Source organism: Sporosarcina saromensis (genome assembly GCF_033253735.1).
Taxonomy (GTDB): domain Bacteria; phylum Bacillota; class Bacilli; order Bacillales_A; family Planococcaceae; genus Sporosarcina; species Sporosarcina saromensis.
In genome coordinates, this window is the sequence record NZ_JAUBDI010000010.1 from 42,674 (window position 1) to 66,865 (window position 24,192).

Sequence of the window (24,192 nt, forward strand, 5' to 3'; positions counted from 1 at the left end):
ACAGACTCATAACAAAGCACCGCCAAACTGTGGAGGGCTTTCCTCTTCAGTTTCCTTTTCTTCAATTTCGAAAAGAGGAACACCAAGGAGATCACGTACATCAGGAGCAACCTTACTACGAGAAACATAGTCAATTCGCTCACCGTTGTCCGTGACCGCTTTAACACCTTGCTTTTGATATTTAAGTGCTGGATCAAGTCCCTGTAGCTCCCATATTGCTTGGTAAGCGATGTGCTCATCGGTTAATTCTACCTTGGGATACCAACGAGATAGATTCCGAGTAGCCTGCACAACGGCAAGGTCTTTCTTCTCTGCTTTATCCCATGCTTCCGAATCAAGCACGTTTGCGGCAATCCACGCGTCTATTTCTAAAACTGTAGGCATACTCAGCACCTACTTTCGATTATTTTCCTTTGTTCTTGGCTGCTTCAGCTTTAGCAGCATCTTCCTCAGCTTGTTTCTTTGCTACTTCTTCTTTAGCTTTCTCTTCCGCTTCTTTCTTCGCCTTTTCCTCAGCAGCCTTTTGAGCCGCTTCTTCAGCTTTTGCACGTTCTTTTATTGACGATTCCGTTTCAACCGCAAGGCCACGCTCGATCAGACGTCCGCCGTCCTCTTTGCTAATCTTCTTTATTTCCTCACCGACTTGATACCATTTGCCGTTATGTTTAATAATCGCTTTTGTTTTGACTTCCATTGTTCATCATCCTTTCAAAATGAATTAGAAAAGACGCCGAATGTATCGACGTCTTTGATTAAATAACTGTAGCAGTTACTACCGAATCATTGAAGCCGAAAGAAGGGAACGCTAGGTTCACTCCGATTGTTTCAATACGAATTGGATGCTCGTTGATTTTACGGAATACGAAGATGCCGTTTGAATCAGTTTCAACCGATTCGATTTCATTCATCATTTCTTCCGTAGTTTTCGCCCATAGGTAATCTCCTAATGGACCATCTGGTAGCAATACAAAACGATCTTGCGGCATCATGCGGACAGTGTTGAATGATGGACGATTGTTCACGAGTGCTTTCTTTTCAACGCGTGCCACTGTATCATAAGCCACGATAGTCGGTAAACCGTGTGTCTCCATGAGTGTATCTAACTGTGCTTTGTTTAATTGTGGTGGATTTGCTGTGCCAGATGGATCGCCGTGGTAAGCGATACGAAGGCTTTTGTTTTGCAAGAGCAGCGAAACGATATGACGTGAAGTCATCGCGCGCTTCAAGAGAACGCCTCTATCAGCTGCTTCATTTACCCAGCCTTGAATTTCAACGAGCGGTGTAGAATTAGCAATGTCGCTCCATTTGTCTGTTCCGCTTAATACTGGTTTTTGATCATCTGTATAACCAAAATCTGCAGTGAATTGTACTCCACCCTCTGCATATGTGACTTTACCAGTAGAAATCGCTTGCATTCCAATCCACTCTTTACGTGCTTTGATAGCATCAACCGCATACGACGCATCATCCAATTGTGTACGACGAATTTCTGAAAGCTCATTGGAGCGTAGACCGTCCTGCAGCAATAGACGAACTAATTTTTCATCCATTGCACGACCACGCTGGATCTTAGGGATTTGAATACGTGAGCCAGTCATCCCTTCGCGGCTACCGTATTCAACTTGTGTTCCTAACTCACCGATTTGCGCCATAACTGGCAGGCGTGAGCTTGCTGTCACGACGTCGACTGTCAATTCAGATGTTTCTCGTGCCGGAAAAAACAGATCAGCTAGATAGTTCTGAGGCGTTGCAAGGTTACGAGAATACGTAAGCAACTCTCTGCCGGTTAAAGCCTGTTCAAGGTTTAATTCTTCAACTCCACCGGCAAAGAATTGAATATCTAGTTTTAATAGTTTTGGTTTGATGTTTTCCATAGGTTCATTTCCTCCTAGTTTTTCGATTGATTAAGCGAATTGAATGAACGGCATTTTGCCGATTAATGCTGCATCAACAGTGACGGGTAAACGTTCAGAAATAACTTTAGCCATTTCGTATCCACCTACCACATGATCACCGTCAGTTACATCGACTGTATGTTTCAAGATGACAGAAGGATTTTCGCTGCCATCAATCCCTGCCGAGTTGTAAGGAACATACTTCCCGTTAGCCATCTTGGACATCGGCATACCTTTCAGAATGACCTTGCGACCATCTCCGCCTGCCGTTACTGCTGCTGAATCAATCGTAATACCGTTTACTACTTCGCGGATTGCCTCATAAGAAGCAAGAATTTCCGCTTCGCCATGTACTTCAAATGCTTTTTGTGGTTGTAAATTCATAATCCATTATCCTCCTTATCGTTTCCACGGGTCATTGACAGTTGTTGTTTGCACCCCGCGGCTTTGTGCAAGTTTTGCAATGTTCTCAAGATGCGCCTTGTCGTCTTTTGGCTTCCTGCTGATGTCGGATCCAAAGTTTCCGCTACCTGACTGTTTAATCAAGTGCGGCTTTTCCTTAGCCAACTTTTCAAGCGCTTCTTTCACGCCTTCCAAGTCGCCTTTTTCGTTCTCTGTGACTTCCGAAAGATCTGCAAGGGCAAGTGCATCCGAATGGTCAGCGAATCCGAGTTCATTCGCAACTAATTTAACCTCGGCATTAAGTAAACGCTTGAAGGCTTGGGCGTTCACTTCTTTGAGCTTTTCCTCAATCACTTTGTCAACATCGACTGAATCGTCCTTCTTTTTCTCATCCTTGCCCGACTTATCTTCCTTCTGTTTCAATGCTTCCTGCATCGCTTCAACAGAATCAAAGCCAAGTTGTTTAGCAAGATTTTTTTGACCAGCCTTTTCAGCGCGTCCAAGCCGCTTGTTGAGTTCTTCCTTCGTGTTAAACGTTGCGAAGGGTTCATCTTTTGCACCTTCACCATCACCTCCTTCGCCCCCACCTTCTGCGCCTTCTCCTCCATCACCCGCGAAGTGTTGGATATTCAAGCGTAATGGTAAGTTAGGCTTCTCTTGCAACAAAGGTTGTTTTGTAGTGACGAACAGCGACATGATGATTGAGTATAAATACATGATTAATTTTTTCATTGGTTCCTCCCTAATTTAAGGTCTCAGTAGACCATGGTTTCCATGACAGCTTTTTACGCCATCGGCATGTTTTAGGCGTGTGTCAGCAGCGTATTTGTTCCACTACAATATCTTTAGCTACCTCGAGCAATCCAATGAGCTCAGCTTCACTATCACTCGAGTACGATACTTCAATTTCCTTTTCAGCTGTCAATGTGACGATGATTACGCTGTCCAAGTCATTCGACACTTTAACAAGTTCATGGGCAATTTCTTCGACTGATGCCCCGCGTTCTTTCTTTTGTTTGTACGCTTTAATATTCACAGCAAATCCTCCTGGCTACATAACGGAGTAGCGAACCGAGATATGGGATCACTTCCTTTCGGATGTTAGTGCTTGAATTCTTTCTGCGTATGGCAATACTCGGTAACACCTCAAACAATAGTAACCGCCTTTATGTTTGACGATCCGGTTTACATTTCCGCATTTGCAGCACCTCATGCACCTCACCCCTTTCAAGGCAAACAAAAAAGCACCCTATTTGGATGCTATCTGCGCTTTCAATGAATCCATCATCTTTTTCAATTCAGTTTTCTTTGTTTCGATTTCTTTGAGTTTATCATCGTACTTTTCAGCGCTAGCTTTACCAGCAACCATTTCAGATGCAATAGCATGAAGTTCCTTGTTCAATTCCTTCATTTCTCTTTGTCTTCTCCGAACTTCTTGGTCAGTCACGAATGACGTGTAATGCATTTTGCAATGAGGGCACTTGAAATACGTCTCAATCAAATTCACACCATGCGTTTTCTTTCGCGGTTTAATGTCAAAGCTTTTCTTGCATTCATCACATTGAACGTTCATTTTATCCATCCCTTTCTTTAAACGTCACACCAAGCGTTCTGTAGTCCTCCATCCAATCCCTGTATGTTTGAGTATTCCTAGCTTTGTGACTAGCAAACGTCCTTAAATCAGGCAGGTCTGGCATACGAGACTTGTAACGAATCCATTGTTTTCGAGTGTCGTTCTTTTTGGATTTTTCTCTTTGCGTCTCATTATACTTCTTGATGGCATGATCTGTTCGGTTATCGACGAACGGACGATTAGACACTATAAGCATCTTATTGATGTCTGCTTCGTCTTGGTATTCAATATTCCAAGGGTATGCCGAATGGACGCAATGAGCATGGTAAGGTGGTCTTTGTAACAACGGGGGGAATCTCTTGTCCTGCCCGCTGATACTGTACACCCTACCTTGATATTGGGCGCACATGGAGCAAGTGATACCAACGCTGTTCACATAAAGAAGGTCTTGTCCGTTTTCTATCATTCGATTGATAGATCCGTCCACGTGGGCTTTCCGCTGATGGAAATGAATTGCACCGGAAAGATATTTCTCGACCGGTACATTTGCACCGTTCTTCGTGATGATACCCGTTATACCCTTGTCAGTCACTTCAGCAACTGCCCGCTTCGTTGCTTCTCTTCGAGTCAATCCTTCGACCAAAGAACTTTGATTCGCTCGCTGGATAATCGATTCAATTCGCTGCTTCACATCCATCGTCATGAAGTCGGTAGCTTCCAAGACGTTGTAAAAAGCTTCGTCGATAATTCGCTGTACAGCTTCCTGGTGTATACGTGACTTAAAGGTGGCATCGACATCTTTCTTGCCTTGCACTCTCATTTCATCGACCGCTTCTTTCGATCCGTTCTTGTACGCTTTCTCGATGATAGACAAGATTAAATCGGTGCTGTCACCTTGCACAGTCGCAATTATGGCGCCGATGTCAGCAAGCAATTCCGTTTTCCTTTGCTTCGTCAGTCCATCAATTGTGGATGACTGAATGAGAGCAAGAATGTTCATGCTCGAAAGCTCGAAGAGTTTCACAAACTTCTCAACGTCCTTGCTCATTCATCATCACCTATATTCGTTTTAGGTGGTTGAATGAATGTTGGATTCATACCGTCAACCATTTGCTCGTTCTGTATCTTCTCAATTTCGTTCTTGATGGCTTCCTCTGACCAATCAGGATGCAGATTCCTAATTGTCGTTTCAAGTGACTGGACGCCGTCCGTGTACTTCTTAGATTCCTCTTCGTCACTTTCCGCATCAGCTTTTGGCAACATGCCTTTCCATTCAATGATTGGGTCCTTCACTTCATAGTCCGTTCCTGCAAAGTGATTCTCCAAGATTGTACATTTCCGAATTGCACCTTTAATTGCGTGGTCAAACTTTTCTTGGATTGCCTCCGCTTTAATAACCGATTGAATCCATTCATAAAGAATCGCCTTTGCCGATAGACTACCACCAGCGTCCCCTAAACCGACAGCAGTAGCAGCAGTCTTAGAAATCGCCATCATGTAATCGATCAAACGAGTTACGTGTTCAAAGGACTGAGCCGTCTGCGCATCCCAAGTGATGTACATTGGCACCGCACCGTTATTTTCATCGTAAGAAACAACTTCAAGATCTGCATTGCGGACAAAGCGACCGCCGTAATTTGCGTTATTCTGATTTGCCACCGTGTCCCACAACTTTCGAGGGATGGCCAGTTTCGGCTTTCCATGCTTTTCAAACACAATTGAATCACGTGTGATGGTCCAGTTAATCTCTTCCTGTATGCCGTCAATGTTTCGAAGTGCAGAACGCCCTCTAGGTTGTAGCAACGTTTCATCATTGGCTAAATAGCCACTCATTAATTCGTTTACACCTTCAAGAGTGATGATAGGCTCAAGATTCAATCCATGTTCGGCATTGTAATCAGTGAAGTCAATCTCACTATCAACAGCATCGCCCTTCATGAGGTAGACGTGTTGAGAAACGACAAGACCAACATCTTCAAGTCGCTGTCTTTCCACTCGCAAATAAGTTTCATTTCCACGTTCTTCCGTCCAGGTAATGTCTGCACCAAGTTCATCATCATGTTGAAAATACAAATCGGCAGGCAGCCATTCAAACCATGTGCCTTTTCGCTCTGTCCTGCGAACGCGATAAGCAACACCACCATCTACTTGATGCTGGACGATAGCCGCCCATAAAGCGCTCTTTGTATTGGATACTCGAGATACCATCGTTACGAAATCGAGATAGTCTTTGTCTTTTTCTTCATCAGCAGAAATGTTCCCGAGCGATCGATTGATTAGATCGGCAGGAAGCTCAGCGATAGCAGAAGAGAAGTTGACGACAACATAATTGTTAAGCGTTGTTTCTGCTTTGCTTTTTTTCCTCACGATTTGCCGCCTGTCAGCATTTCGTAATCTTGTTCTAGCGGACTGTTGACTTTGCTCGACTATCTGTTGAGCACGCGGGAAGATTTCTTTATGATTTCCCTCGTACAAATCACGGTAGTAGTGCATGTTTTCGTAGTCCACATCAAACGGAGCAGGAGGAAACTTATTCTTTTCGTAAATGATCGTCATCTTATCACCACCCTTGAGGTCTTTCGTTTGTCCATTGTAATTCCGGTCTGCGTAATGGCTCGGTTGAATATCTGAGTGCTGCCATTGCATCGTCAAATACTTCAACAGGCGAATCGAGGTACAAACCTGTCTTCTTGTCTTTCTTCCAAGACCACTGCTGAATTTCTTTAGCGGTGTTTACACAGTTCGGATGGATATAGATTTTCCGTTGTTTTAAGTAATCAATTTGAGCTTGCACGCTACCTGGCTCTTTAATGACGCCAGTTGCATTGTAGCCAGCATTCTGCCACATCTGAATGCGATCGGGTTCTGCAGAGTCACAATACATTTCAAGGTACTTGTTTAATCCCTGCCGGTCAGCTAATTCGATTATTGCGTCAGTAGCCATTTCATGCACGTAAATTTCATCACAAATATAAAAATCGCCATCCTTTACCCCGACGGTAAGAATAGCGTTTGCATGATTAAATCCAAAGTCTTGTGCGTGATGCATTGAATCAAACATGGAGTAATCTGTGTCGAACTCTTTAATTGTGAAGTTCTTTAAGATGAGGCCGCCAAGTTCTCCCCAATCACCTAGACCGTAAATAGCATATCCTTCAGGGTCTTGTTCTTTCCTACGCAACATCCTACGGTGATACGCTTCGTCAATAAATCGATTCTGCAGATATGTTGAATGGTGCGTGAGAATATCATCACTCTCATAATCAAAGTACTTCCGCTTAATCCAGTGAGTTGAAGAAACAGGGTTGAAAGTAAATGTGATTTGATAATACAAATTCGGATTGTCCAAGATTCCACGCAAACGGTCATCGAGAATATCAACATCAGATTCCTGCAGTTCGGTCGCTTCTTCTACCCATATCCAAACTAACTTACCGTGAGCAAAGTTTATGGATTTTAATTTCTCGCGGTCCCTTGCATCGTTCACGCCACGGAAGATAACTTCATTGCCTGTCACTTTACTTTTAAGCGAGAGTGGCGATTGTCTAGTTTCCCAGAACTCTTCTGCTCTACTGCCGTAAATCCGGTTGATCGCGCCGTTAAGTTCAGCATAGGTACTGTTTCGATTCGTCTCGTTTACTTTACGGACGCACAGAAGGTTAGCGCCTTTATAACGTGGATCGCTCAGTTTCAAGATATAGTCTTGTGCAATGTTGACGGATTTTCCGGAACCTGCACTTCCTCTCATCGCTCGATATCGTCTTGTCGATTGGTTAACTTCCTTGAAGTGCTTGTTAAACTGGACTCTTACTGTATTCATTCTGCATCACCATAATCGACGATGATTTTAAGGGGACCATCGTTTTCAGTCTTGGTTATTGTTTTCACTTCTGCTTTGGTTTTTTCGATGTCCAACTTTAACTTTTCTTCTTGCAGGCGTTTCTTGTCGTTGTCCGATAGGAGGTCAGTGTACTTAGCCAACATATCCAAAGCTTTCATCTTGTCTGCAAGCTTGACTGTCGGACCATTACGTCCGTTAGATATTTCAGTAATAAGAGTACCGTCAACTTCATTCGCGTTATTAAAATTAACGAAGTTGCGTATATAAGTGACCTCTTTCCCATCATCGTCAAGTATTGGATTGCCAAGCTCATTTCTTGCCACTACTTCCTCTGAACCGAAACCAACAAAGTCAGTGATGTCAGCAAAGGCGATGTCGATGTACTTTTGTAGCACGTCACGCACATCCAATTTTAATGCATAAGATTGCTCTGCTTTCATCCGGTCTATCTCTTTAGATATGTTAGGATTTGCAAGGGTACGACTGCCTTCAACTCTCGCCGTGGTATAAGCACACTCATATGCCTTCTGATAAGCCTTAGTCGCATTGAAGTATTTAATGTAGTAAATACAAAAAAGCCGTTGCTTATCGGTTAAATCATCCGACTCTACAACAGGCTCAAATACCTTCTTTTTCGTTGCAACGTTTTTGCGTTGCGTTGCACTTTTCGTTGCGTTGCGTTCTGCGTTTCCTCTCGACCATTTTTCTCTGTTCTTCCTGCTTCGTATTGTCGAATCCTTAACTCCATGTTTCTCTGCTAAATCCTTGAATGAGATATCGCTTGTTTCCCACTCTCTCTGAATCTCTTCCCAATTCGGCATTTCACATCACCGCCGCCTCCTTTATTTTTAGCCATAGAAAAAAGCACCTCCTAAGAGATGCTGATACACATTAAAACAATATCTCTACTGACTTAATTTCACTTACTTCCCGTGTTTCTCCAGACTCTTGTGCAGTTAATTCTGCATTACCCATTTTCTCAAGTTCTTCTAAAAACACCTTAATGCCTTCAGGATTCTGAGACATGTCAATTTCCTCTTTATCCCAACTAGTGCCATCCTTAAAATTGATTACCAGATCATAAATTTTATCCACGTTTTCACCCCCTCATGACACAATTCGCCATGAAAGGTGAAAATCCTTTATTTATTGCTCGTTATGTACGGGGCTCATAGAGGTGGCTGAGTCGCTCGAGCGCACCCCTCCTTTAATGGTTCCCCTCATATATGCAGACTTCGTATATCAAGCGTATATCATAGAATCATTTTCCACCCTGTCTTTTATCTTCTTTTTGGCTCTGCGGATAGATTGCTGGACCATACTTTTACTTACTCCTAGTTCAGTTGCAATATCCCCCATGCTCCTTTTCTGTGCAACGTGTAGGATATAACATTGCCTTTCACGTAAGGAGAAGGAAGCTAGTATATCAGCAAGGATAATTTTTTCTTCTCGAGTCATAAACAGATGCTTTTTATTAATATCATCAGTCTCCAACTGAGCCGCTATATCAGGAATCAAGTCAATGTTTTCATATGAGCGCCTCTGATAGATTGCCTTTTTATCTACCCCTCTATAATTACCCGGTTGCCTTCCAGTCTTCATCCAATCCAATGAAAACGTCATCGATTCAATCATGCTATTAATCTGCTTCAAGTCCTGCATTTCGATAGGATTGCTCCTATCCAAACGATCCGCACGTCTTTTCAAATCTTGCTTCCCCACCGTATACTCCTGAATCAATTCATCCGCCCAATTCAACATGAAAGCCCCTCCTATCTCTGTCTATAAGCTCCGCCCTTTTTGCGTCCATACGTCGGTCTGTTCGTGCCCATAATTTCCGCCCAGTCCCTCGATGTGAGTCGTTCCTTTCGACTACCCCTTGTCCTAATACTCTTCTGTTCTACTTCGCCTGTACGAGGACGAGAAAGGTCTTTTTCGACTAGCTCTGTTTGCAACGTTTTCACCCACTCACCCCTTTTCAAATGAAAAAGACACCAAACAACAGCGTTATGCCGTTGCTCAGTGTCCCTGGTTGTTCCAGTAGACTTATTTAGATTTTGTAATAGGTTGTTCAATCCAGTCTTTCAGCGTGTAGCTTTTTGCGCATTCCTCACAAACAAAGAACTCTCCGCGTTTGTTTTGCCTTGCCACCAAGACAAACCTTTCTTTTCCGCAATCCTCGCAACTAAAGTAACTCATTTGCTGCAATTCATCACCTCATCGTATAACTCACTTTTTCAGCATGAATCTTGCCATCTTGCCAAGTAATCAAATGTTCGCCAAATCCGCTGTCAGGCTTCGTCACCACTTTCAACTTTCCCTTCTTTATTACCAAGACCGCATCCTCTTTTAAATCAACCACCGCTTTACCTTTCTCCACCCAGACCCCTCCTAATGTGCTATTATTAATGTGTCGGGACAGGAGGAATCCTGTCTTTTTTTATTCTCCTAACAACCCGCCTGGCCGTGGCTTAATGTTCCCGATAATCTCTTGATCTACCACAAGCAATGCAACCGATAGCAAGTTCACACCAAGCGCTTCAGCTATTTCCTCACCACTTTTCCCATCACGCCACATCTGCCGAAACAGATTCATGTCTCGCCTGCTCCAATACCATTTGACGTCAGCATCTTCAAGCAATATATGGGCTTCTTCAAGTTTGACTTTGACCATTTGTAACACCTGCCGATGCTTCACACAAACGTTCGTTTTCAGTTCGCAAATTCAACCAATCCCTATGCAACTCGACAAATTGGATTTGTGTGTCGATTGTTTGTCGTGCTTGTTCTACGAGAAAATCATAATCAGCTGGATCCAATAAAACTACTGGTTTTGGTCCTGTCCGAGTTGCGAGTTCATCATGCCTTGCTGTTCTCTTTATCCTTTCTAATCGTTCCGCGTTCGTTTCAGTCATCCTGCATCCTCCTTCACAAACTTTCTCGCATACCTCAACTGCTGAAAAATATACGGATCATCATCTTTGCCACCCGAAGCCAAGTGGTCACGTATTCGATTATTTATGTCTTGCAAAGCTACTAGCGGAATGTGATGCGCTATCTTTGCTATTTCCTGAATTGGGTTGTTTGCCATGACTACATCACTCTCCTTGCTATTATGTCTCATTGTTCGCTTTTGTTCCTATGCATCAAGGAAAAAAGATAGTATGCTTGCCTCATGATCTAAAACGGAGGTTCCTGCATTGAAAATCAAACGCAAGATCCATCAATCTGAAATGACCGATATTAACAACCAAATACGCATGATTAAATGGAACTTAGATACTCTTATTAACCTTTTAAAAGAAAAGAATCTCAATGAACTTGAAATTAATAACGCGCTAGCCGTAGCAGGACTCACCCTTAACAATCTTGCTCAAAAAACAATGACAGCTGTTCGAAGTGTTGGGAAAGAGATAGATTGACTGTCTCTTTCCTTCGCTTTATGGTCGTACTGTGAATCAAGGGTTATTCCAACTCAATTCATTCATTGGGAAACCACGTTGAACGAAAACTCTAAATTCATCAAGCTTACTTTGATAGCACAGCTCTCGATACATCAAAAGCATGTCATTTCTACTCAAATTAGTTTTAAAATATTTATTAAATTTAACCAATAGTCTATTGGCATCTTTTTTCTCCAAACCTTTTCCTATTGGGCGACACAGAGAAAACACAACTCTTGTTTTAACATCATCTAAATCATTACAACCGCCTATAAACGTGTAGGTATTAGTAGGTTCATCTATTATCAATTCATCGAATCTGTTAAGAATATCAACTTCAAAATCCTTCATGAATTGAACAACCTCCGAATAGTTCAATACCATGCAGCTCCACTCCTTCGCTTTATTTGTCTACTGCGCCATCCTATCCAACTCTTCTTCAAAATCAATAATTTCAGTAGGTGGCTTTGGACCAAATTTGCTGATTGCAAGAAGTTTCATTTTTTCAATCTGGTCATCTAAGTCTTTGCGATTACTTAACAAATCTGCCAACTTTCGTGCTTTCAATCTTAAAAACTCCATGTATTTAGACTTATCATCCATAACAATGAGATCGAAGAAATCTAATTTTATCGCCGTGAGTTTAGCACCTGATGTAACTTCCGATATGATAATTACAGTCTGAAATGCATCGCCGTTAGGTGTTGCGCAAAATCGATGTTTACCAATTGTGATTTCATGTCCAGCAATAGGTATCCATCCGTCCGCAGCTAAATAAAAAGTTTTTTCCTGCTCGTGAACTTTAACCATTCTCCAATCACTCCTTTGTATTCTGATTTTTGCTGCTCATCACTTTTTAGCATTCAGATATCCCAAACAATATGCCGTTATGAAGATCAGTCCTGCTGAAAGATAAACGGTCATTCCCTCACCTGTTTTCCTTCATGAAAACCAACCAATGCGTCTTGCTCCTACGGTTTCCGAACAATGGCTTGTAATCGATAATGTCCAAAATCTCCTGTAGTGCGATTTGGTCTTCATTCCACTTGAAAATTAACGTTCCGTTAGGCCTCAAAACTCGCATGCACTCGTTGAATCCTTGTTTTATGTCGAACTGCCAAAGTTCATCGAGCTTTCCATACTTCTTGGCTAACCATGAATCTTCGCCTGCCTTTATCAGATGCGGTGGATCAAAGACGACCAAGTAAAAAGACTCATCGTCAAAAGGCATTTCGCGAAAATCTGCTATCAAGTCAGGTTTCACTTCTAAAGTTCTGCCATCGCATAACGTGTCCAAAAGTTCCCGATTGTCCATAAACAATACATCGGAGTTCTGCTTGTCGAACCAAAACATTCGGCTGCCACAGCAGGCGTCTAATACTCGTGCCAATTCCTCACCCCACATGTTTTAAATAATGCAGCACATACCCCTTATCACTTCTCACCCGGTCGCAATTCAACACAAAATCTTGATGAGGAATAGACTTCCTGCCACCCTTCTCTGAGGTTGTCCAAGCTTCCTGTAGCTGTCCAAAAGGTAAAAGGTATACTTCATCCAACTTGCTAAACGAAACGAGCAGGAACGACCGTGCGCCCTTTTCATGCCATGATTTCAATAATTCATATTGATGTTGTGAAACATTGTCGAGAGGGAAACTAGTTCGATTAGCAGTTTCTTTGGCATCAAACACGATCGTCTTGCCGTTATGAATTCCGACATAATCAACCCATTCACCTTTTTGCGTATAACCCGTAACGGTCCGACCGTGATGTTTTGTGATTTGTACAGGCGTCGGCACTTTACGAATGTCCGCAACACCCTTATTACGATATTGCTTATTCGTTATATCAACCAACCGTTCGAGCACTGCACCTCGGTTAGCGTGTGATCTGCTGTATGCTTTTCTCACCGTTCTGCCCCTTCCTATATCTGAAATAACGCTTCCTGTTCTCAACTTTGCTTTCACACCATTCTTGATTCCAATGGGCTTGCAGTGTTGCCATTACGGATGGTTTGGGATTGGAATAGTGTGTTTGGACACTCTCCAATATTTCATCCACTGTCATCCATCCGCCGTTTCGGTAATGGTATTGCATAAGAAATTTAATGTTATCAATGGTCACTGAGTATTCAGTTGGACCATCGCCACTCTTTACACCACCAGTTGTCATTTTGTGATGAGGAAGAACGTAATCTCTTAAAGGCTTCAACCGCTTTTTAATCCTATGCCTTCGCCCCCATGAATGGACAAAGGCATGATCATCATCCACATAGATAACGCCAATGCCATCTTGCTTTAAGTAACTAGCAGCAATCCGATTTCCATGCGACCTAGGTCGGGGGATAGCGATAAAAACATAATCCGCAAGGCCGATCGCGCTGTGTGCTTGTTCGATTAATTTCCACGTCAGATTTTTCTTCATTTCGACAGCCACAGCATACGATTTACCAATGCCAACGACATCCAAGGTACCGACTTCTGCGTACACGTCACAGTGCATCTTCTCTTCCAGCAAAGATTTCACCGGTTGGAACATATCTGATTCCTTCACGCACACACCTCAATCCCCATGACTACATATCCTTTCTTTTGCTCGTAATCTGTCATGTAAGTAATAACTGCATTAATTTCATTGCCCGTGTAATCATCGTCTTTGAACTCTCGAAGCAACAGACCATCGCCGATTTTGTAGTCCCTATCGTTCTTTCGGATTTCAAACCGTTTGGCTTTGCTCGCAACAGCTTTGAAGTATTCCGGCATTATTTTTAACCGATGAATCCGAAGCGCATCATCGATCGTAATCTGAATGCGCCGGAACTCCGCTTCTTCCACTTCAAATTTCTTTCTACAGGTACGACCAAATCCAAGAGCGATGGATTTCTCGTCTTTCAACGGTCGCCCGCACCGTCTGCACGCTTCCATTCAGACCGCCCTCCCGATCGGTATTCCGACTTTATTCCGCTGAACAGCCGGCTTGTCCCGCCATTCGAGCCGCCAACCTTCCTGCTTCAGCTCATAGACTTCCTTGTTCGTTAAATGACCATGAATGACTAACTGCTGCCTGCTGACCCGTTTTGACATTGTCGTGAGCATTTCCGCACCCCTTTTCAGTCGTCTTTATCATCCTCAACTTCCCTCATGATCTGGTGATGTAGATTCATGATGTCACCATCGGAAACTATCAATTCAACTTCTTGGAAGTGTTCGTCTGTAGCGCCGACGATGAATCTCTTGTCAGTCACAACCGTCTTGTCCATGAACAGATATGCTTTTAATCCTCTTTTCACTGTGCTTCCTCCTTGACTTGTTCAGCGATTGCAGAAGCGACAGCAGCGACATGAATTAATTCCGTGTATAAGTCATCAGCATCCGTCTCTTTACTTGCCACACTGCCATGCTGGATTGCCTGGGCAACCTCCCCAACTTCCTCGACCAATATTGCTCGCCAATATGGATAATCATGTCTTTGCAATCCCCACTTTTCGTTCTGTTGCATGCGTTCTTTAAGCACATCATCATTGACTTCTCGCATTGAGCTAGTTGCCGTGTGTCTCATTCCGTCCACTCCAATACTTTTCTTGCGCGTTCACCGCCGTCTACAGTAACTTCACAAATTCGGTGCCAGCGACTTGAATAATGTTCTTTATAGTTTTCCTTGTTCGCATAGAATGCTAGCTCCTTGCGCAATCTCGCATTCTCCTGCTGCCATTGCCATTGGAGATCCATTACAATCACCCTTTCAAGTTTTAGTTGTCAAAAGGGAAGGTCGTCATCCGACACTTCAATTGGACCCCTACCTGTTGCGAACGGATCTTCATCAGTCCGTGTGTAGTTCTGTTGTTGAGAGTTCTGATATTGCGGTTGTTCTCGATCAGTATTTTCGCGATTATTATTCTTAGGCTCAAGAAACTGTACGCTGTCCGCTACAACATCCGTCATGAAAACTCGCTTACCATCCTGCCCATCGAAGCTGCTCGTTTGAATGCGTCCTTCCAGTCCAACCAACGACCCCTTATCCAAAAAGTTAGCTACATTCTCAGCAGTCTTTCTGAATGTAACGACATTCGGGAAGTCAGCTTCCTTCTCACCTTGTTGATTAGTGAAAGTCCGATTGACCGCTAGGGTGAACCGGCAAACCGGAACACCACTTTGGCTATACTTGATTTCAGGCTTCTTTGTGAGACGGCCAACCAACACGATCCGATTAATCATTCAACCACCGCCCTCTTCTGCCGTTTCGCAAATACACCTTGCATCATTGCAATGCGCTCCTGCTTGATCGCTTCTTGCATGACTTCCTTTTCACGAAGCACCTTTTGCTCATACGGCACTCCAAACGAGGTCAGCAAGCACTTGCTATGACAATATAGGTCTGCTCCACGACGCCAGACTCTTTGTCCTTTGCGGATGACCGACTCACATTCTGGATTGGAGCAGACTGTTACTGCATTGCTCATTGCGCCACCTCCAGCATTTCTGGATTTTCGTAGATGTTGCCGACAATTTTCATATCCACACAGCCGTCATCGTAAAAATCACCAAATGAGAAAGTGTCAGTCGGACTGATAGCTTCCAAAAACCATTCGTATCCGCCATGTGTTACACGAGCGATAAAGGACCATTCGCCGTCTTCGTGTGCCAAAACATCCCCTTCAAAAACTTCAGCCCCTAGTTCATCAGTTACATTTATGAATTGTCCGACTGTCTCAGACTCAACCTCAAAGATACGCTTAACCCAAGGTGCCCCGTTTTCACCGTAAATCCTGGCATCTGTAACGATGGCGCTTTTACCTCTGTCTTGCAGAAGATCGCCGTATTTCCAAACCCCTGTTATCAAACATTTACCGCGAAACTTGATCGCTCTACTCATTGCGCCACCGCCTGTTCAACCGCCAGCATGCTGAGCAAGGTGTAGTAACTCTCTTTCTGCAACGGCTCACCTTTCACAGTTTCATAGACTCCAAGTTTGTTGAGGTCCCTAATGATGATCTGCTTCTCCGTCTCACGACTGTGATTTACCTTCCGACCAATCATGCCGTCATCCCCTTTCGTTTCAGTTTTGCCGCTTCAATTTTTGCAAACAGCTCGTCAAGCTGTGCGTCCAGTTCCTGCTTCGAATATTCCTTTGTCGGCTGCACGTAATAGATGCCGCCGCTTTGGATCCATTCAGGCATTGGAATCACCTTCCAATTCATAAACAATCACCGCATCGACATAGTTTTGATATTTATCAAGCTTTATTTCTTTCGGACGGTAGCCTTGCTTAGCCAAACTGTTCATGTCATCTTGCATGTCACCCGGTTCGCAAATATATGTCCTGACAATAAAGTTCTGTTTCATTCCTCCCCACCTCCAAACTCGATGAAGGACTCTGCGGGGAAAAAGCCGATCAGTTTTCCTTTAGAATAATCATCCTTCAGTTGCGCAAGATCATTTCCCTCTACCGCTTTTCGGAAAATATAATTTCCAAGAAGACCGTAATCACCTACGCGAAACTCTCCAACTGCCCGACCAATACCCGCCCACACTCTGCGTTCTTTCTCGGCTTCGATTTCATCGGGAGTGGCATGGCGTATGTTTTTTGGTGAAAATGCCTGTTTTTCTTTACATCCCGCGTATATATCTGTTTGAATAAATCCGTCGCTCAGCAAATCTTCTACTTTGCCAACATAGATTTCTGTGATATACGGAACATACACAACCCAATCCCCAACCTTGTATTCATCGTCGATCTCATATCCAGTCCTTAAAGCGTCCAATAACTTATCTGCATTAATACCATGCCCTTGATGCGTCCACTTTCGAATGGCGGCACACTCTTTGTGCATTTGTTGAGTGTCCAATCGATTTGACTTGCTGACCTTAACCACAATGCCGTAGTCCGTTAAATCTGCATTTCTTAACTTTTCAATCGCTTCCGCAACTTCTTTTGTCACCTTCACTTTTCCAGTCATTCCGCATCCCCCTATTCTCCAAATAAAATCTTCTCGAATTCTGCATTCTCCGTGTCTGCCTCTACATCCCTTATGGATTCTTCGGGCATGTATATCTCCATTGCCATCTTGTTGATTCGCTTGTTCACGCGACCGCCAGGATAAATATTTTCTAAGCCCTCAATCGTTACGTTCGATGTGAAGATCGTCGGCATTTTGTTTTCCAGTCGATAGTCCATGACATCGTACAGAATGCCTTCTTCAAAGCTAGTTGCGCCTTTCAACGCTAAATCATCCACGATTAGCAATTCGACTTTGCGAAACGTCGCCACCACATCGGCAGCATTCGTCTCTTTTGAGCCAAATGTTTTCTTGACCTGACTAATCAAATCCGCTGACTTGATAAAGGCAATGTCTGCCGCATATAGCTTGATCAATGCGTTTGCAATACTGGACGCGAGGCGTGTTTTTCCCGAGCCTTTCACTTGGCTGTACAAGTACAGGCCCTTGCCGTGCTCCTTCATAATCGGATAGTTTTCAACAAAGTTGACTGCTGCCTTTTTAGCAATTTCAGCTATTTTCCGGTTCTCAGTGACTTTGTAAAGCGAGGTGTCGAAGGACTGGACAGTCGCTTTGCTAAAAATTAGCGGAATACCGGACAAGTCAAGCTTCTTGTCGATTTCACGTTGCTTGCGTTGCTGCTGATAGCAATCACATTCTTTTTTGCATTCGTCCATCACGTTCTTTTCGTGACGCTTCGACCAATCTTTGATCCAGATGAATCCCGAACCGTCGCATTTTCTCAAGGGACATTTGTCAGAAGGAACAGTTAGTATCTCGATCGGATTCGATTCCAGCGAGTCTCTTACGTCGTTCATTCGCTGCATCAATCTTGGATTGGATTGCATCATCTCCTGCAATACTTGTCCTATGTGTTCCATATCCGGCTGCCTCCCTTTCGTTTGCTGCTTCATGCGCCTCGACATCTCTCGCTGTTTTCAAATTCCTGCTTTTCCAATTCCGCAGAATCCCATTTAGATAATTAATTAACTTTTTAGGTCGAGCTTCTACGGATTTTTTCAGAGCTAGCAATACGAGTTCTGAATTGTTCTCGTCAACCATGCACTGAAATTCATCAGCGATGTGAGGAATAATTGGTCCAACGTTTTTTTCATAAAATCTGATGATCTCTCCGAAACCTAAATCGACGACAACGGAAGTTCTGCTCTGTTTGTTAATTTCTTTAGGATTGTCTTTAATAGTTTCTTTCTTGGGGGTGGTTTTTGACCCCTGGGGTTGTGTTCTTTTTAACCCCTGGGGTTGTGTTCTTTTTGGGTGGAGGGGTTCTTTTTCACCCCTCTGGTCTTTTTCGACTCCCCATACTGCGTAATTTTTATTGAATGATAGGATTCTTGATTCATTAAAAGTAGCTTCTTCCAACACTTGAATAACATTTAAATCAATTAAACCTTTAAGCACTTTTCTCACCCTCGAATTGTCTATTCCGATTGCTTCTGCAATAAAACTAGTCGATAACGGGTGACTTTTACGATTGAAGCCGTATGTGTATCTCCATATGATCATGATGATCCGAAACTCAGTGCCGTTAAATTTAAACTTAGCGATCTGTTCTAGCAATTCATTCGCGACTCTTGTGAAACCATTTTCCGTTTGAACGTCAGACACGTTCCCACCCCCTTTTTTTATGGAAGTTTACCTGCGTTGCATGATCTGCATAGTATCTGTAAATTCTCCAAAGTATTTATCACTTCAATATCAAGCCCTTGTTTCCAACCTTGATAAACCGAAATGATGTGATCTACTTGTAAATTTTGTGTAGCCTTGCATTCTGCGCATTGGTGATGATATTTATCCAGAATGCATTGCCTAACTTCTAGTCGCTTAATGTAATTACTGCCGCAATTCCTTAAATAGGATTTAAATTGTTTTTCACCTTTATTTCTTGCTCGGGATAAATTCCATTGATTAACCACATAAACAAGAGGGTTGTAATTCCGTGGTCTCGCCATTACAAATTCCTCCTTTTAGTTAAGAAATTATTTCATCAAGAAACCTACTTTTTGTTGCAGGCATCGGTGATCCATTCCAATCCTGTTGAGTGTTTGAGTGCGATAAGAATAACTTCTCCTTGGCGCGTGTGATGCCTACGTAAGCAAGTCGTCTTTCTTCATCCAGGTCGCCACGCTTCGATGGGAACGTGTCCTCCACTAGGCCGATCAGAAATACTACAGGAAACTCTAAACCCTTTGCACCGTGCATCGTCATAAGTTTGACAGCATCCTTTTCTTCAACGAGCTTTTCTTGAATATCTCTGTACTTCAGCCATTTGAGAAAAGCTTCAACACCGTTATCCTCGCCCAGGTTGCGTTTGGAATCTTCCCATGCTTTGATATATTCAATGCCATTTTGAAGAGCGTGCAGGCGATTCTGAAGGCCGTGTTCTTCGTATTCACGTAATACTCCTAGCACTTCGGCTGTGTAATAGATTAATTCAGAAACAGTACTCAATTTGGCTTTCTCATTGATTTTTGAACCGAGCGAGAAAAACTTTTTTGACTGCCTGAAGTCTAATACCATTAAGGCGTTCAATTCCGTAATCTCACGCTTCGTCGCTTCGAGCTTGAGTACTTTTAGTTCACTCTCCGTTAGAAACGGCGTGGGATAGTTTAGAGCCCTTTTAAGCGCCACTCCATCTTTCTGGTTAATGATGACTTGAAACCACGCCACGATTGAACGGATATCTCGATTCTTCATGATGTCGTTTCGTCCGAGTGCGATGTTAGCAACCCCCTCACTATCCAACAGACTCTGCATACGTGACAGTTGCATATTTGTCCTTGAAAGGACCGCAATATCCTTTAGGGCAATCCCTTCATTTTGCAGGATTCTGATTTTGTTTAGTACTTCCTCATGCTCAGATCGTTCATCTCCAGCCTCAAAAACGGTTATTTTGGGACCGTCCTTATGGGCAATCAATTTCTTCTCGGATTGGTTTTCGTTGTAGGCGATTAGGTTATTGGCAGCTGATACAATGTCTCTCGTAGAACGATAATTGTCTTCAAGTTTTATAGTCTCGCAATCTGGATACTCATTAGGGAAATTAAGAATGTACTCTACTCTTGCCCCTCTCCATCCGTAGATGGCTTGGAAATCGTCACCAACTACAAAGAGATATTTTGGAGCAAGAAGACGGAACATCTCCATCTGCTCATCGCTACTGTCTTGGAATTCATCAACAAATACATGCGTGTACATTCGCTGGTAATATTGCAGTACTTCTGGATAAGCATTCCAAAGTAAAACCACTTTATAAACGAGCTTGTCCAAGTCAACAGCATTATTCTGTCTCAATCGCCACTCGTATTCTTCAATGACACGCTCTTCCTCACTTCTTTTTTTAGGGCCGCTCTCAAAAGCTTCAAATACCTTCTTGAGTGTTGTCCTCGCTCCAAGCTCTTTTAGGATTACGGTCAAAATAGACTCTCTGTCCTCTTGGTCATATATGGTGAAACCTTTTTCAATGCCGATTTTGTGACCCCATTCTCGCAATACCTGGACAGCGAAGGCATGGAACGTGTTGCAGAATAGTTTCTTTCCTTCTGTTTCTCCAATTAATTTAATGACACGCTCTTTCATTTCTGCGCCTGCTAGTCTAGTGAACGTGAGGGCTAGCATATTGCTAGTCCCTACACGATTGTCAAAGAGATGAGCGATGCGTCTTGTGAGTACTGTTGTCTTTCCAGATCCTGCACCTGCCAAGCAAAGAATGGTTCTGCTCATAGATGTAACAGCTTGTTGTTGATTAACGTTTAATCCATCAAGCAGATTTGTTTGCATTAGCTACATCTCCCTTAGAAAGATCATCTACTTGCCATCCGTCTGCCTCGAAGCTATATTCGAGCGCTCCTGCCAAAATGATATTGTCGACTTTGTGTGCCAATCCGTTTAGACCATTGACTACCATCTGGAAGTTTTCCTTGTCCAAGTGGTTTACGTTGTCGATTGCTAATATTTTTAGCTTCGGTTGCGCGCGATCGATGATAGTCATCATCATAGCCGCAAGATAGGCCGTCTGTTGTCCAGTAGAGAGCGCGTCAAAGTTTACACGATGGCCACGTTCATTAAGCCAACCAAATTCAAACAATTCTTTCCCAGATTCGCTTTCTGTCTCGAAGTATGGAATCTGTTGAAAATTCATCAGCTTCAAGTTCTCTTCAATTTGCATGCGAATGGGTTCAAGAATTTCTTTTACGAGTTCACCCTGCACGCCTTTCGGTCCAAGGTATTCCTGGAGGGACTTTGCAGCACTTGCTTTGTATTCCGCTTCATTATTTTGCAATACGTTCTCGTTCATTAGGATGAGCGTATGCTTCGACTTTTCCTTTTCCTCGACTTGCGCCCTTAGTTCAACAATTCGGGATCGTGTTCCTTCTGCTTGTTTCTGCATTATCGATAGGTCGCCGATCGGCTCAGATTTCTGATTCATAAGCTTGTCCAATTCTTCATTGAGCGCTAGAAGCTTGTTATCTTTGCGGTCAATCAGCGCGAGGATATTCCGTCTTTCAACTTCTTTTACTTTGACCTTCTCTGCAATTTCTTCTCGATGAGAATGTATTTTTTGTGCTTCCGTGAAGACGGCAGCCTTTTGGCTTTCCAGTTCAGCTGCTTGTTCATGCAACGATTTCATTTTTTTATCTTGTAACGCATACTCTTCTTGGAGTTTTTGCAATGCTTCATCCGCTTGTTTTTTCTTGTTATCAACATAATCATCAAAGCCAGTGAAATCTTTTGGACAGGAAATCATTGGACTGATGACACACATTCCGGCCATTTCTCCTACCCTTCGCAAGGTGGAATCTAAGGTCTGTACGTTTGCTTGAATGTCCATTATTTGTTCGCGGACTGCATGGACCTTTTGTTGTTGCTCAAACTGTTGGCTGTGCAACTCTCCCAGCTTCTTGTCGATAGGAGTAATCTTCTCTTCTACATTCAGAGGAAGAGGGATGGATGCCGTTAGTGCCGCAATTTCCTTATCCAATTGTTCTGTATTGGTTTGGATTTTCGTTTCGTTAATGATTTGAATTTCTTTTTTGATGGCTTCGATGCGTTCCAGCCTTTGATCAATAACGCGCTTTTTTTCTGTATCTGCAGAAATCTTCTTTTCCACTTCAATTAGGTTTGACTGCAGCTCTTCCAGTTCTTTTTTAGCTTCTGCAATATTGCGGTCCGTTTCTAATAACTGGTTCTTCATTTCCGACATTTGACGAACAGCACCTTGTGAATCCGATTGTTTTCTTCGCCAGTAAGACAGTTCTCCGGCCGTCCAATCGAGCATGGACTGTAACCCTTCATGGATGTCCAATCCATCTTTAAATTCTTCCAAGGCTTCGGTGATCAATTCTTTTGTAATGGAGTAGAGTTCTTCATTGCTCTCGCCAAGAGTAGGTGAAAGCATTTTTTCCAGTAGATAGTCTGTTAGTTTTTGTTTGTCCCAAGACGTACTATCGATTGGAGATAAGGAGTAGATAAAATCCCTCCGCTTTGCATCAGAGAGTTTCAGAAACTCATTAAAATCCATGGCTACCGGGAAGTTGCCAATCTCTTGAAGGATGCGATCTTTCTTTTGCGTAACCGTCCGCTCCCCCTTGCCAGGCGAAACAGATATCCCTTCCTTGATGCTGACTGTTCGCTCTCCGGTTTTGCTATTGAATTTCTCGTCTCTTGTGAAGCTACGGGTAAATTCAAAACCATCCAGTTTGAGTCCAACTACCATTTCGTCACCTGTTGCAAATTTGAAGTTAGCAGCCGATGTCTTAGCCTGCCCTGGAACATTCCCGAGCATTGCAAGCCCAAGGCCTTGGATCCGGGTCGTTTTTCCGGATCCATTCTTACCGATCAAAATGTTCTTGCCGGTGAGGGACTGTGAGGTTGTTTGGCCTTTCATATTCTTAATGACAATCTCTTTGATCATCAGAATTCACCCCTTCCCATATCGAATAAATTCTGGCTCGAAGGCTCTTGACGACTTGCATACACCTTTTCGAACTCTTCTACGTGGTTCGGTTCATTATCAGAAGCAGTTGCTGTTTGAATGATTTCTTCATCATCAGCATCTACTTGGATATCAGCTTCTGAAGCTTCCACTGTCGCTTCAATGACATCTGCCTTTTGACCTTGAAATACAACTTCCTCCCCTCGCTCTGCTGCTTCTGCAATGTCTAGCAATTCCTCACGATTAAAATCATGGACATAACCGACAACCGGAACCTTAGCGACTTCCCCTTGCTTCGTTACATAGGCTGCACTTGCAAGCGCTGGATGCTTAGACATTACTAAACGTTCACAAATAGATTGTGCATTACGTTCGGCGAACTGTTTTTTGTTGATGTACGTGTCGATCGCTTTCAGAACATCTTTATGTTGGATGTTGGCAGCCACACCGAGGAGCCCCTCAATCTTTAGGAAAATGCAAGTCTGCTTTTCTTCCTCAGTCAACATGGACTCCATACAGACGCGTCCTGCACCTTGGTTGTAAGTTACTTTTTTCATAACATCTTGAATGAAGTACATTTTGATATCGTACAGAAGGGTCGAACTAGTGATGACCAAATTACCTGTCGGGCTATAACCGATTGCGATTTTCTTCACCCAAACCTTGCTGATAGTCCCAGACTCCGGATCGATGATGGGGTAGGGATTTACAACAATTTGCCCATCCGGTAATGTCAGTTTTTCGGGTGTGATAATGGACAGTCCCGCTATTTGATTAAGCGTATTGAATCCCTTGGCAGTGGTCATTGTCTTGCCTTGAATCGTTGCGATTTCTCCGTTACGCTCACTCAATGTCACAGCACCTTTTACACTTCGAATTCTGCCGTTATCAGTCTTTTTCACAAAAACTTCTCCATCACCGAGTGCAGCTACATTTTGCTTGCGTAGAAGATTTACCTCTTGTTCTACACGCCGGAATTGCTCTTGATTAACTTGAATTTCGTTCATAAATGATTCCTCCCTTGTAATTTTGTGAGGCCCCTATGTATAATGATGATAGGTAATTTTATAGAGACCTCGATGATCCGCTG

The 24,192-nt window shown here is 43.2% G+C and carries 42 protein-coding genes; 1 reads left to right on the plus strand and 41 read right to left on the minus strand.

Annotated features, from left to right (window positions below):
• Positions 1-6: 6 nt before the first annotated feature.
• The 18 genes from QT711_RS11295 to QT711_RS11380 form a co-directional block, all read right to left on the minus strand.
• The gene (locus QT711_RS11295; protein ID WP_317944321.1) at positions 7-384 is read right to left on the minus strand and encodes a hypothetical protein; all 378 of its coding nucleotides are present in this window, start codon (positions 382-384) and stop codon (positions 7-9) included.
• 19 nt (positions 385-403) lie between these two features.
• Positions 404-694 carry a DUF7210 family protein gene (locus QT711_RS11300; RefSeq protein ID WP_317944322.1) on the minus strand — a complete coding sequence of 97 codons (291 nt, stop codon included), beginning with the start codon at positions 692-694 and terminating at the stop codon, positions 404-406.
• A 58-nt stretch (positions 695-752) separates the two neighbouring features.
• Positions 753-1,874 (minus strand): major capsid protein, encoded by a 1,122-nt coding sequence (locus QT711_RS11305; protein ID WP_317944324.1) that lies wholly within the window; start codon positions 1,872-1,874, stop codon positions 753-755.
• Positions 1,875-1,904: 30 nt separating this feature from the next.
• Positions 1,905-2,279: a head decoration protein gene (locus QT711_RS11310; RefSeq protein ID WP_317944326.1), complete on the minus strand. Its 375-nt coding sequence runs from the start codon at positions 2,277-2,279 to the stop codon at positions 1,905-1,907.
• 15 nt (positions 2,280-2,294) lie between these two features.
• Positions 2,295-3,029, minus strand: coding sequence for an ATP synthase mitochondrial F1 complex assembly factor 1 (locus tag QT711_RS11315; RefSeq protein ID WP_317944328.1), 735 nt, complete (start codon positions 3,027-3,029; stop codon positions 2,295-2,297).
• Between the two features lie 82 nt (positions 3,030-3,111).
• Complete coding sequence (locus QT711_RS11320) at positions 3,112-3,333, minus strand: hypothetical protein (RefSeq protein ID WP_317944330.1); 222 nt, start codon at positions 3,331-3,333, stop codon at positions 3,112-3,114.
• A gap of 213 nt (positions 3,334-3,546) precedes the next feature.
• Positions 3,547-3,870 carry a hypothetical protein gene (locus QT711_RS11325; protein WP_317944332.1) on the minus strand — a complete coding sequence of 108 codons (324 nt, stop codon included), beginning with the start codon at positions 3,868-3,870 and terminating at the stop codon, positions 3,547-3,549.
• Between the two features lies 1 nt (position 3,871).
• Positions 3,872-4,918, minus strand: coding sequence for a phage minor capsid protein (locus QT711_RS11330; RefSeq protein ID WP_317944334.1), 1,047 nt, complete (start codon positions 4,916-4,918; stop codon positions 3,872-3,874).
• A complete protein-coding gene (locus tag QT711_RS11335) occupies positions 4,915-6,516 on the minus strand; it encodes a phage portal protein (protein ID WP_317944336.1) in 1,602 nt (533 codons plus the stop codon). The genes QT711_RS11330 and QT711_RS11335 overlap by 4 nt, the downstream gene beginning before the upstream one ends.
• Entirely contained in the window at positions 6,431-7,690 is a 1,260-nt protein-coding gene (locus QT711_RS11340; RefSeq protein ID WP_317944337.1) for a PBSX family phage terminase large subunit, read from the minus strand. The genes QT711_RS11335 and QT711_RS11340 overlap by 86 nt, the downstream gene beginning before the upstream one ends.
• The gene (locus QT711_RS11345) at positions 7,687-8,532 is read right to left on the minus strand and encodes a terminase small subunit (protein WP_317944338.1); all 846 of its coding nucleotides are present in this window, start codon (positions 8,530-8,532) and stop codon (positions 7,687-7,689) included. The genes QT711_RS11340 and QT711_RS11345 overlap by 4 nt, the downstream gene beginning before the upstream one ends.
• Before the next feature lie 70 nt (positions 8,533-8,602).
• Positions 8,603-8,806: a hypothetical protein gene (locus QT711_RS11350; protein ID WP_317944340.1), complete on the minus strand. Its 204-nt coding sequence runs from the start codon at positions 8,804-8,806 to the stop codon at positions 8,603-8,605.
• A 147-nt stretch (positions 8,807-8,953) separates the two neighbouring features.
• A complete protein-coding gene (locus QT711_RS11355; protein WP_317944342.1) occupies positions 8,954-9,472 on the minus strand; it encodes a sigma factor-like helix-turn-helix DNA-binding protein in 519 nt (172 codons plus the stop codon).
• A gap of 11 nt (positions 9,473-9,483) precedes the next feature.
• Positions 9,484-9,675, minus strand: coding sequence for a hypothetical protein (locus QT711_RS11360; RefSeq protein WP_317944344.1), 192 nt, complete (start codon positions 9,673-9,675; stop codon positions 9,484-9,486).
• A gap of 248 nt (positions 9,676-9,923) precedes the next feature.
• Positions 9,924-10,091, minus strand: a complete 168-nt coding sequence (locus QT711_RS11365; protein ID WP_317944345.1) for a DUF3954 domain-containing protein — start codon at positions 10,089-10,091, stop codon at positions 9,924-9,926.
• A 60-nt stretch (positions 10,092-10,151) separates the two neighbouring features.
• Positions 10,152-10,385: a helix-turn-helix domain containing protein gene (locus QT711_RS11370; protein ID WP_317944347.1), complete on the minus strand. Its 234-nt coding sequence runs from the start codon at positions 10,383-10,385 to the stop codon at positions 10,152-10,154.
• Positions 10,366-10,626 carry a hypothetical protein gene (locus QT711_RS11375; protein ID WP_317944349.1) on the minus strand — a complete coding sequence of 87 codons (261 nt, stop codon included), beginning with the start codon at positions 10,624-10,626 and terminating at the stop codon, positions 10,366-10,368. The genes QT711_RS11370 and QT711_RS11375 overlap by 20 nt, the downstream gene beginning before the upstream one ends.
• Positions 10,623-10,835 (minus strand): DUF6877 family protein, encoded by a 213-nt coding sequence (locus QT711_RS11380; protein ID WP_317944350.1) that lies wholly within the window; start codon positions 10,833-10,835, stop codon positions 10,623-10,625. Before QT711_RS11380 ends, QT711_RS11375 begins: the two co-directional genes overlap by 4 nt.
• Before the next feature lie 76 nt (positions 10,836-10,911).
• Here QT711_RS11380 and QT711_RS11385 point away from each other — a divergent pair, with 76 nt between their 5' ends.
• Positions 10,912-11,133 carry a hypothetical protein gene (locus QT711_RS11385; protein WP_317944352.1) on the plus strand — a complete coding sequence of 74 codons (222 nt, stop codon included), beginning with the start codon at positions 10,912-10,914 and terminating at the stop codon, positions 11,131-11,133.
• 36 nt (positions 11,134-11,169) lie between these two features.
• Here QT711_RS11385 and QT711_RS11390 read toward each other — a convergent pair whose 3' ends face one another.
• The 23 genes from QT711_RS11390 to QT711_RS11500 all read right to left on the minus strand — a co-directional run bounded on the left by QT711_RS11390 (position 11,170) and on the right by QT711_RS11500 (position 24,109).
• On the minus strand, positions 11,170-11,505 hold the full coding sequence (locus QT711_RS11390; protein ID WP_317944354.1) for a hypothetical protein: 336 nt from the start codon (positions 11,503-11,505) through the stop codon (positions 11,170-11,172).
• 60 nt (positions 11,506-11,565) lie between these two features.
• Positions 11,566-11,964, minus strand: coding sequence for a hypothetical protein (locus QT711_RS11395; RefSeq protein ID WP_317944355.1), 399 nt, complete (start codon positions 11,962-11,964; stop codon positions 11,566-11,568).
• A 118-nt stretch (positions 11,965-12,082) separates the two neighbouring features.
• Positions 12,083-12,508: a class I SAM-dependent methyltransferase gene (locus tag QT711_RS11400; protein WP_398296031.1), complete on the minus strand. Its 426-nt coding sequence runs from the start codon at positions 12,506-12,508 to the stop codon at positions 12,083-12,085.
• A 40-nt stretch (positions 12,509-12,548) separates the two neighbouring features.
• The gene (locus QT711_RS11405) at positions 12,549-13,064 is read right to left on the minus strand and encodes a Holliday junction resolvase RecU (RefSeq protein ID WP_317944357.1); all 516 of its coding nucleotides are present in this window, start codon (positions 13,062-13,064) and stop codon (positions 12,549-12,551) included.
• Positions 13,033-13,707 carry a hypothetical protein gene (locus tag QT711_RS11410; RefSeq protein ID WP_317944359.1) on the minus strand — a complete coding sequence of 225 codons (675 nt, stop codon included), beginning with the start codon at positions 13,705-13,707 and terminating at the stop codon, positions 13,033-13,035. Before QT711_RS11410 ends, QT711_RS11405 begins: the two co-directional genes overlap by 32 nt.
• Entirely contained in the window at positions 13,704-14,078 is a 375-nt protein-coding gene (locus QT711_RS11415) for a DUF3850 domain-containing protein (protein ID WP_317944361.1), read from the minus strand. Before QT711_RS11415 ends, QT711_RS11410 begins: the two co-directional genes overlap by 4 nt.
• Positions 14,079-14,249 (minus strand): hypothetical protein, encoded by a 171-nt coding sequence (locus tag QT711_RS11420; RefSeq protein ID WP_317944363.1) that lies wholly within the window; start codon positions 14,247-14,249, stop codon positions 14,079-14,081. It lies immediately after the preceding gene.
• A gap of 14 nt (positions 14,250-14,263) precedes the next feature.
• Positions 14,264-14,443, minus strand: a complete 180-nt coding sequence (locus tag QT711_RS11425; RefSeq protein ID WP_317944364.1) for a hypothetical protein — start codon at positions 14,441-14,443, stop codon at positions 14,264-14,266.
• Entirely contained in the window at positions 14,440-14,712 is a 273-nt protein-coding gene (locus tag QT711_RS11430) for a MazG-like family protein (RefSeq protein ID WP_317944366.1), read from the minus strand. The genes QT711_RS11425 and QT711_RS11430 overlap by 4 nt, the downstream gene beginning before the upstream one ends.
• A complete protein-coding gene (locus tag QT711_RS11435) occupies positions 14,709-14,882 on the minus strand; it encodes a hypothetical protein (protein ID WP_317944368.1) in 174 nt (57 codons plus the stop codon). Before QT711_RS11435 ends, QT711_RS11430 begins: the two co-directional genes overlap by 4 nt.
• Before the next feature lie 27 nt (positions 14,883-14,909).
• The gene (gene ssb, locus QT711_RS11440) at positions 14,910-15,368 is read right to left on the minus strand and encodes a single-stranded DNA-binding protein (protein ID WP_317944369.1); all 459 of its coding nucleotides are present in this window, start codon (positions 15,366-15,368) and stop codon (positions 14,910-14,912) included.
• Complete coding sequence (locus QT711_RS11445; protein WP_317944370.1) at positions 15,365-15,613, minus strand: hypothetical protein; 249 nt, start codon at positions 15,611-15,613, stop codon at positions 15,365-15,367. Before QT711_RS11445 ends, ssb begins: the two co-directional genes overlap by 4 nt.
• A complete protein-coding gene (locus tag QT711_RS11450; RefSeq protein ID WP_317944372.1) occupies positions 15,610-16,026 on the minus strand; it encodes a YopX family protein in 417 nt (138 codons plus the stop codon). The genes QT711_RS11445 and QT711_RS11450 overlap by 4 nt, the downstream gene beginning before the upstream one ends.
• Entirely contained in the window at positions 16,023-16,190 is a 168-nt protein-coding gene (locus QT711_RS11455) for a hypothetical protein (RefSeq protein WP_317944374.1), read from the minus strand. The genes QT711_RS11450 and QT711_RS11455 overlap by 4 nt, the downstream gene beginning before the upstream one ends.
• The gene (locus QT711_RS11460; protein WP_317944376.1) at positions 16,187-16,330 is read right to left on the minus strand and encodes a hypothetical protein; all 144 of its coding nucleotides are present in this window, start codon (positions 16,328-16,330) and stop codon (positions 16,187-16,189) included. The genes QT711_RS11455 and QT711_RS11460 overlap by 4 nt, the downstream gene beginning before the upstream one ends.
• Positions 16,323-16,496, minus strand: a complete 174-nt coding sequence (locus QT711_RS11465) for a hypothetical protein (RefSeq protein ID WP_317944377.1) — start codon at positions 16,494-16,496, stop codon at positions 16,323-16,325. The genes QT711_RS11460 and QT711_RS11465 overlap by 8 nt, the downstream gene beginning before the upstream one ends.
• The gene (locus QT711_RS11470) at positions 16,493-17,110 is read right to left on the minus strand and encodes a hypothetical protein (RefSeq protein WP_317944378.1); all 618 of its coding nucleotides are present in this window, start codon (positions 17,108-17,110) and stop codon (positions 16,493-16,495) included. Before QT711_RS11470 ends, QT711_RS11465 begins: the two co-directional genes overlap by 4 nt.
• Positions 17,111-17,121: 11 nt before the next feature.
• Entirely contained in the window at positions 17,122-18,021 is a 900-nt protein-coding gene (locus QT711_RS11475; protein WP_317944510.1) for an ATP-binding protein, read from the minus strand.
• Positions 17,906-18,775, minus strand: a complete 870-nt coding sequence (locus tag QT711_RS11480) for a replication protein (RefSeq protein WP_317944380.1) — start codon at positions 18,773-18,775, stop codon at positions 17,906-17,908. Before QT711_RS11480 ends, QT711_RS11475 begins: the two co-directional genes overlap by 116 nt.
• Positions 18,776-18,792: 17 nt before the next feature.
• A complete protein-coding gene (locus QT711_RS11485) occupies positions 18,793-19,119 on the minus strand; it encodes an HNH endonuclease (RefSeq protein WP_317944381.1) in 327 nt (108 codons plus the stop codon).
• 19 nt (positions 19,120-19,138) lie between these two features.
• Entirely contained in the window at positions 19,139-20,947 is a 1,809-nt protein-coding gene (locus QT711_RS11490; protein ID WP_317944383.1) for an ATP-dependent helicase, read from the minus strand.
• Complete coding sequence (locus QT711_RS11495) at positions 20,928-23,081, minus strand: coiled-coil domain-containing protein (RefSeq protein ID WP_317944385.1); 2,154 nt, start codon at positions 23,079-23,081, stop codon at positions 20,928-20,930. The genes QT711_RS11490 and QT711_RS11495 overlap by 20 nt, the downstream gene beginning before the upstream one ends.
• Positions 23,081-24,109: a hypothetical protein gene (locus QT711_RS11500; protein ID WP_317944387.1), complete on the minus strand. Its 1,029-nt coding sequence runs from the start codon at positions 24,107-24,109 to the stop codon at positions 23,081-23,083. Before QT711_RS11500 ends, QT711_RS11495 begins: the two co-directional genes overlap by 1 nt.
• Positions 24,110-24,192: the final 83 nt, after the last annotated feature.

Bases quoted from the DNA above. Each gene is read 5' to 3' on its own strand.
- QT711_RS11340 (WP_317944337.1), bottom strand. From the start codon at position 7,690: ATGAATACAGTAAGAGTCCAGTTTAACAAGCACTTCAAGGAAGTTAAC.
- QT711_RS11490 (WP_317944383.1), bottom strand. From the start codon at position 20,947: ATGCAAACAAATCTGCTTGATGGATTAAACGTTAATCAACAACAAGCT.
- QT711_RS11310 (WP_317944326.1), bottom strand. From the start codon at position 2,279: ATGAATTTACAACCACAAAAAGCATTTGAAGTACATGGCGAAGCGGAA.
- QT711_RS11460 (WP_317944376.1), bottom strand. From the start codon at position 16,330: ATGCCTGAATGGATCCAAAGCGGCGGCATCTATTACGTGCAGCCGACA.
- QT711_RS11435 (WP_317944368.1), bottom strand. From the start codon at position 14,882: ATGGATCTCCAATGGCAATGGCAGCAGGAGAATGCGAGATTGCGCAAG.
- QT711_RS11375 (WP_317944349.1), bottom strand. From the start codon at position 10,626: ATGACTGAAACGAACGCGGAACGATTAGAAAGGATAAAGAGAACAGCA.
- QT711_RS11370 (WP_317944347.1), bottom strand. From the start codon at position 10,385: ATGGTCAAAGTCAAACTTGAAGAAGCCCATATATTGCTTGAAGATGCT.
- QT711_RS11465 (WP_317944377.1), bottom strand. From the start codon at position 16,496: ATGAAACAGAACTTTATTGTCAGGACATATATTTGCGAACCGGGTGAC.
- QT711_RS11495 (WP_317944385.1), bottom strand. From the start codon at position 23,081: ATGATCAAAGAGATTGTCATTAAGAATATGAAAGGCCAAACAACCTCA.
- QT711_RS11355 (WP_317944342.1), bottom strand. From the start codon at position 9,472: ATGTTGAATTGGGCGGATGAATTGATTCAGGAGTATACGGTGGGGAAG.
- QT711_RS11330 (WP_317944334.1), bottom strand. From the start codon at position 4,918: ATGAGCAAGGACGTTGAGAAGTTTGTGAAACTCTTCGAGCTTTCGAGC.
- QT711_RS11325 (WP_317944332.1), bottom strand. From the start codon at position 3,870: ATGAACGTTCAATGTGATGAATGCAAGAAAAGCTTTGACATTAAACCG.
- QT711_RS11500 (WP_317944387.1), bottom strand. From the start codon at position 24,109: ATGAACGAAATTCAAGTTAATCAAGAGCAATTCCGGCGTGTAGAACAA.
- QT711_RS11445 (WP_317944370.1), bottom strand. From the start codon at position 15,613: ATGAGCAATGCAGTAACAGTCTGCTCCAATCCAGAATGTGAGTCGGTC.
- QT711_RS11315 (WP_317944328.1), bottom strand. From the start codon at position 3,029: ATGAAAAAATTAATCATGTATTTATACTCAATCATCATGTCGCTGTTC.
- QT711_RS11380 (WP_317944350.1), bottom strand. From the start codon at position 10,835: ATGAGACATAATAGCAAGGAGAGTGATGTAGTCATGGCAAACAACCCA.
- QT711_RS11305 (WP_317944324.1), bottom strand. From the start codon at position 1,874: ATGGAAAACATCAAACCAAAACTATTAAAACTAGATATTCAATTCTTT.
- QT711_RS11420 (WP_317944363.1), bottom strand. From the start codon at position 14,249: ATGCTCACGACAATGTCAAAACGGGTCAGCAGGCAGCAGTTAGTCATT.
- QT711_RS11400 (WP_398296031.1), bottom strand. From the start codon at position 12,508: ATGTTTTGGTTCGACAAGCAGAACTCCGATGTATTGTTTATGGACAAT.
- QT711_RS11395 (WP_317944355.1), bottom strand. From the start codon at position 11,964: ATGGTTAAAGTTCACGAGCAGGAAAAAACTTTTTATTTAGCTGCGGAC.
- QT711_RS11390 (WP_317944354.1), bottom strand. From the start codon at position 11,505: ATGAAGGATTTTGAAGTTGATATTCTTAACAGATTCGATGAATTGATA.
- ssb (WP_317944369.1), bottom strand. From the start codon at position 15,368: ATGATTAATCGGATCGTGTTGGTTGGCCGTCTCACAAAGAAGCCTGAA.
- QT711_RS11485 (WP_317944381.1), bottom strand. From the start codon at position 19,119: ATGGCGAGACCACGGAATTACAACCCTCTTGTTTATGTGGTTAATCAA.
- QT711_RS11295 (WP_317944321.1), bottom strand. From the start codon at position 384: ATGCCTACAGTTTTAGAAATAGACGCGTGGATTGCCGCAAACGTGCTT.
- QT711_RS11455 (WP_317944374.1), bottom strand. From the start codon at position 16,190: ATGATTGGTCGGAAGGTAAATCACAGTCGTGAGACGGAGAAGCAGATC.
- QT711_RS11345 (WP_317944338.1), bottom strand. From the start codon at position 8,532: ATGCCGAATTGGGAAGAGATTCAGAGAGAGTGGGAAACAAGCGATATC.
- QT711_RS11300 (WP_317944322.1), bottom strand. From the start codon at position 694: ATGGAAGTCAAAACAAAAGCGATTATTAAACATAACGGCAAATGGTAT.
- QT711_RS11470 (WP_317944378.1), bottom strand. From the start codon at position 17,110: ATGACTGGAAAAGTGAAGGTGACAAAAGAAGTTGCGGAAGCGATTGAA.
- QT711_RS11430 (WP_317944366.1), bottom strand. From the start codon at position 14,712: ATGAGACACACGGCAACTAGCTCAATGCGAGAAGTCAATGATGATGTG.
- QT711_RS11335 (WP_317944336.1), bottom strand. From the start codon at position 6,516: ATGCAATGGCAGCACTCAGATATTCAACCGAGCCATTACGCAGACCGG.
- QT711_RS11450 (WP_317944372.1), bottom strand. From the start codon at position 16,026: ATGAGTAGAGCGATCAAGTTTCGCGGTAAATGTTTGATAACAGGGGTT.
- QT711_RS11415 (WP_317944361.1), bottom strand. From the start codon at position 14,078: ATGGAAGCGTGCAGACGGTGCGGGCGACCGTTGAAAGACGAGAAATCC.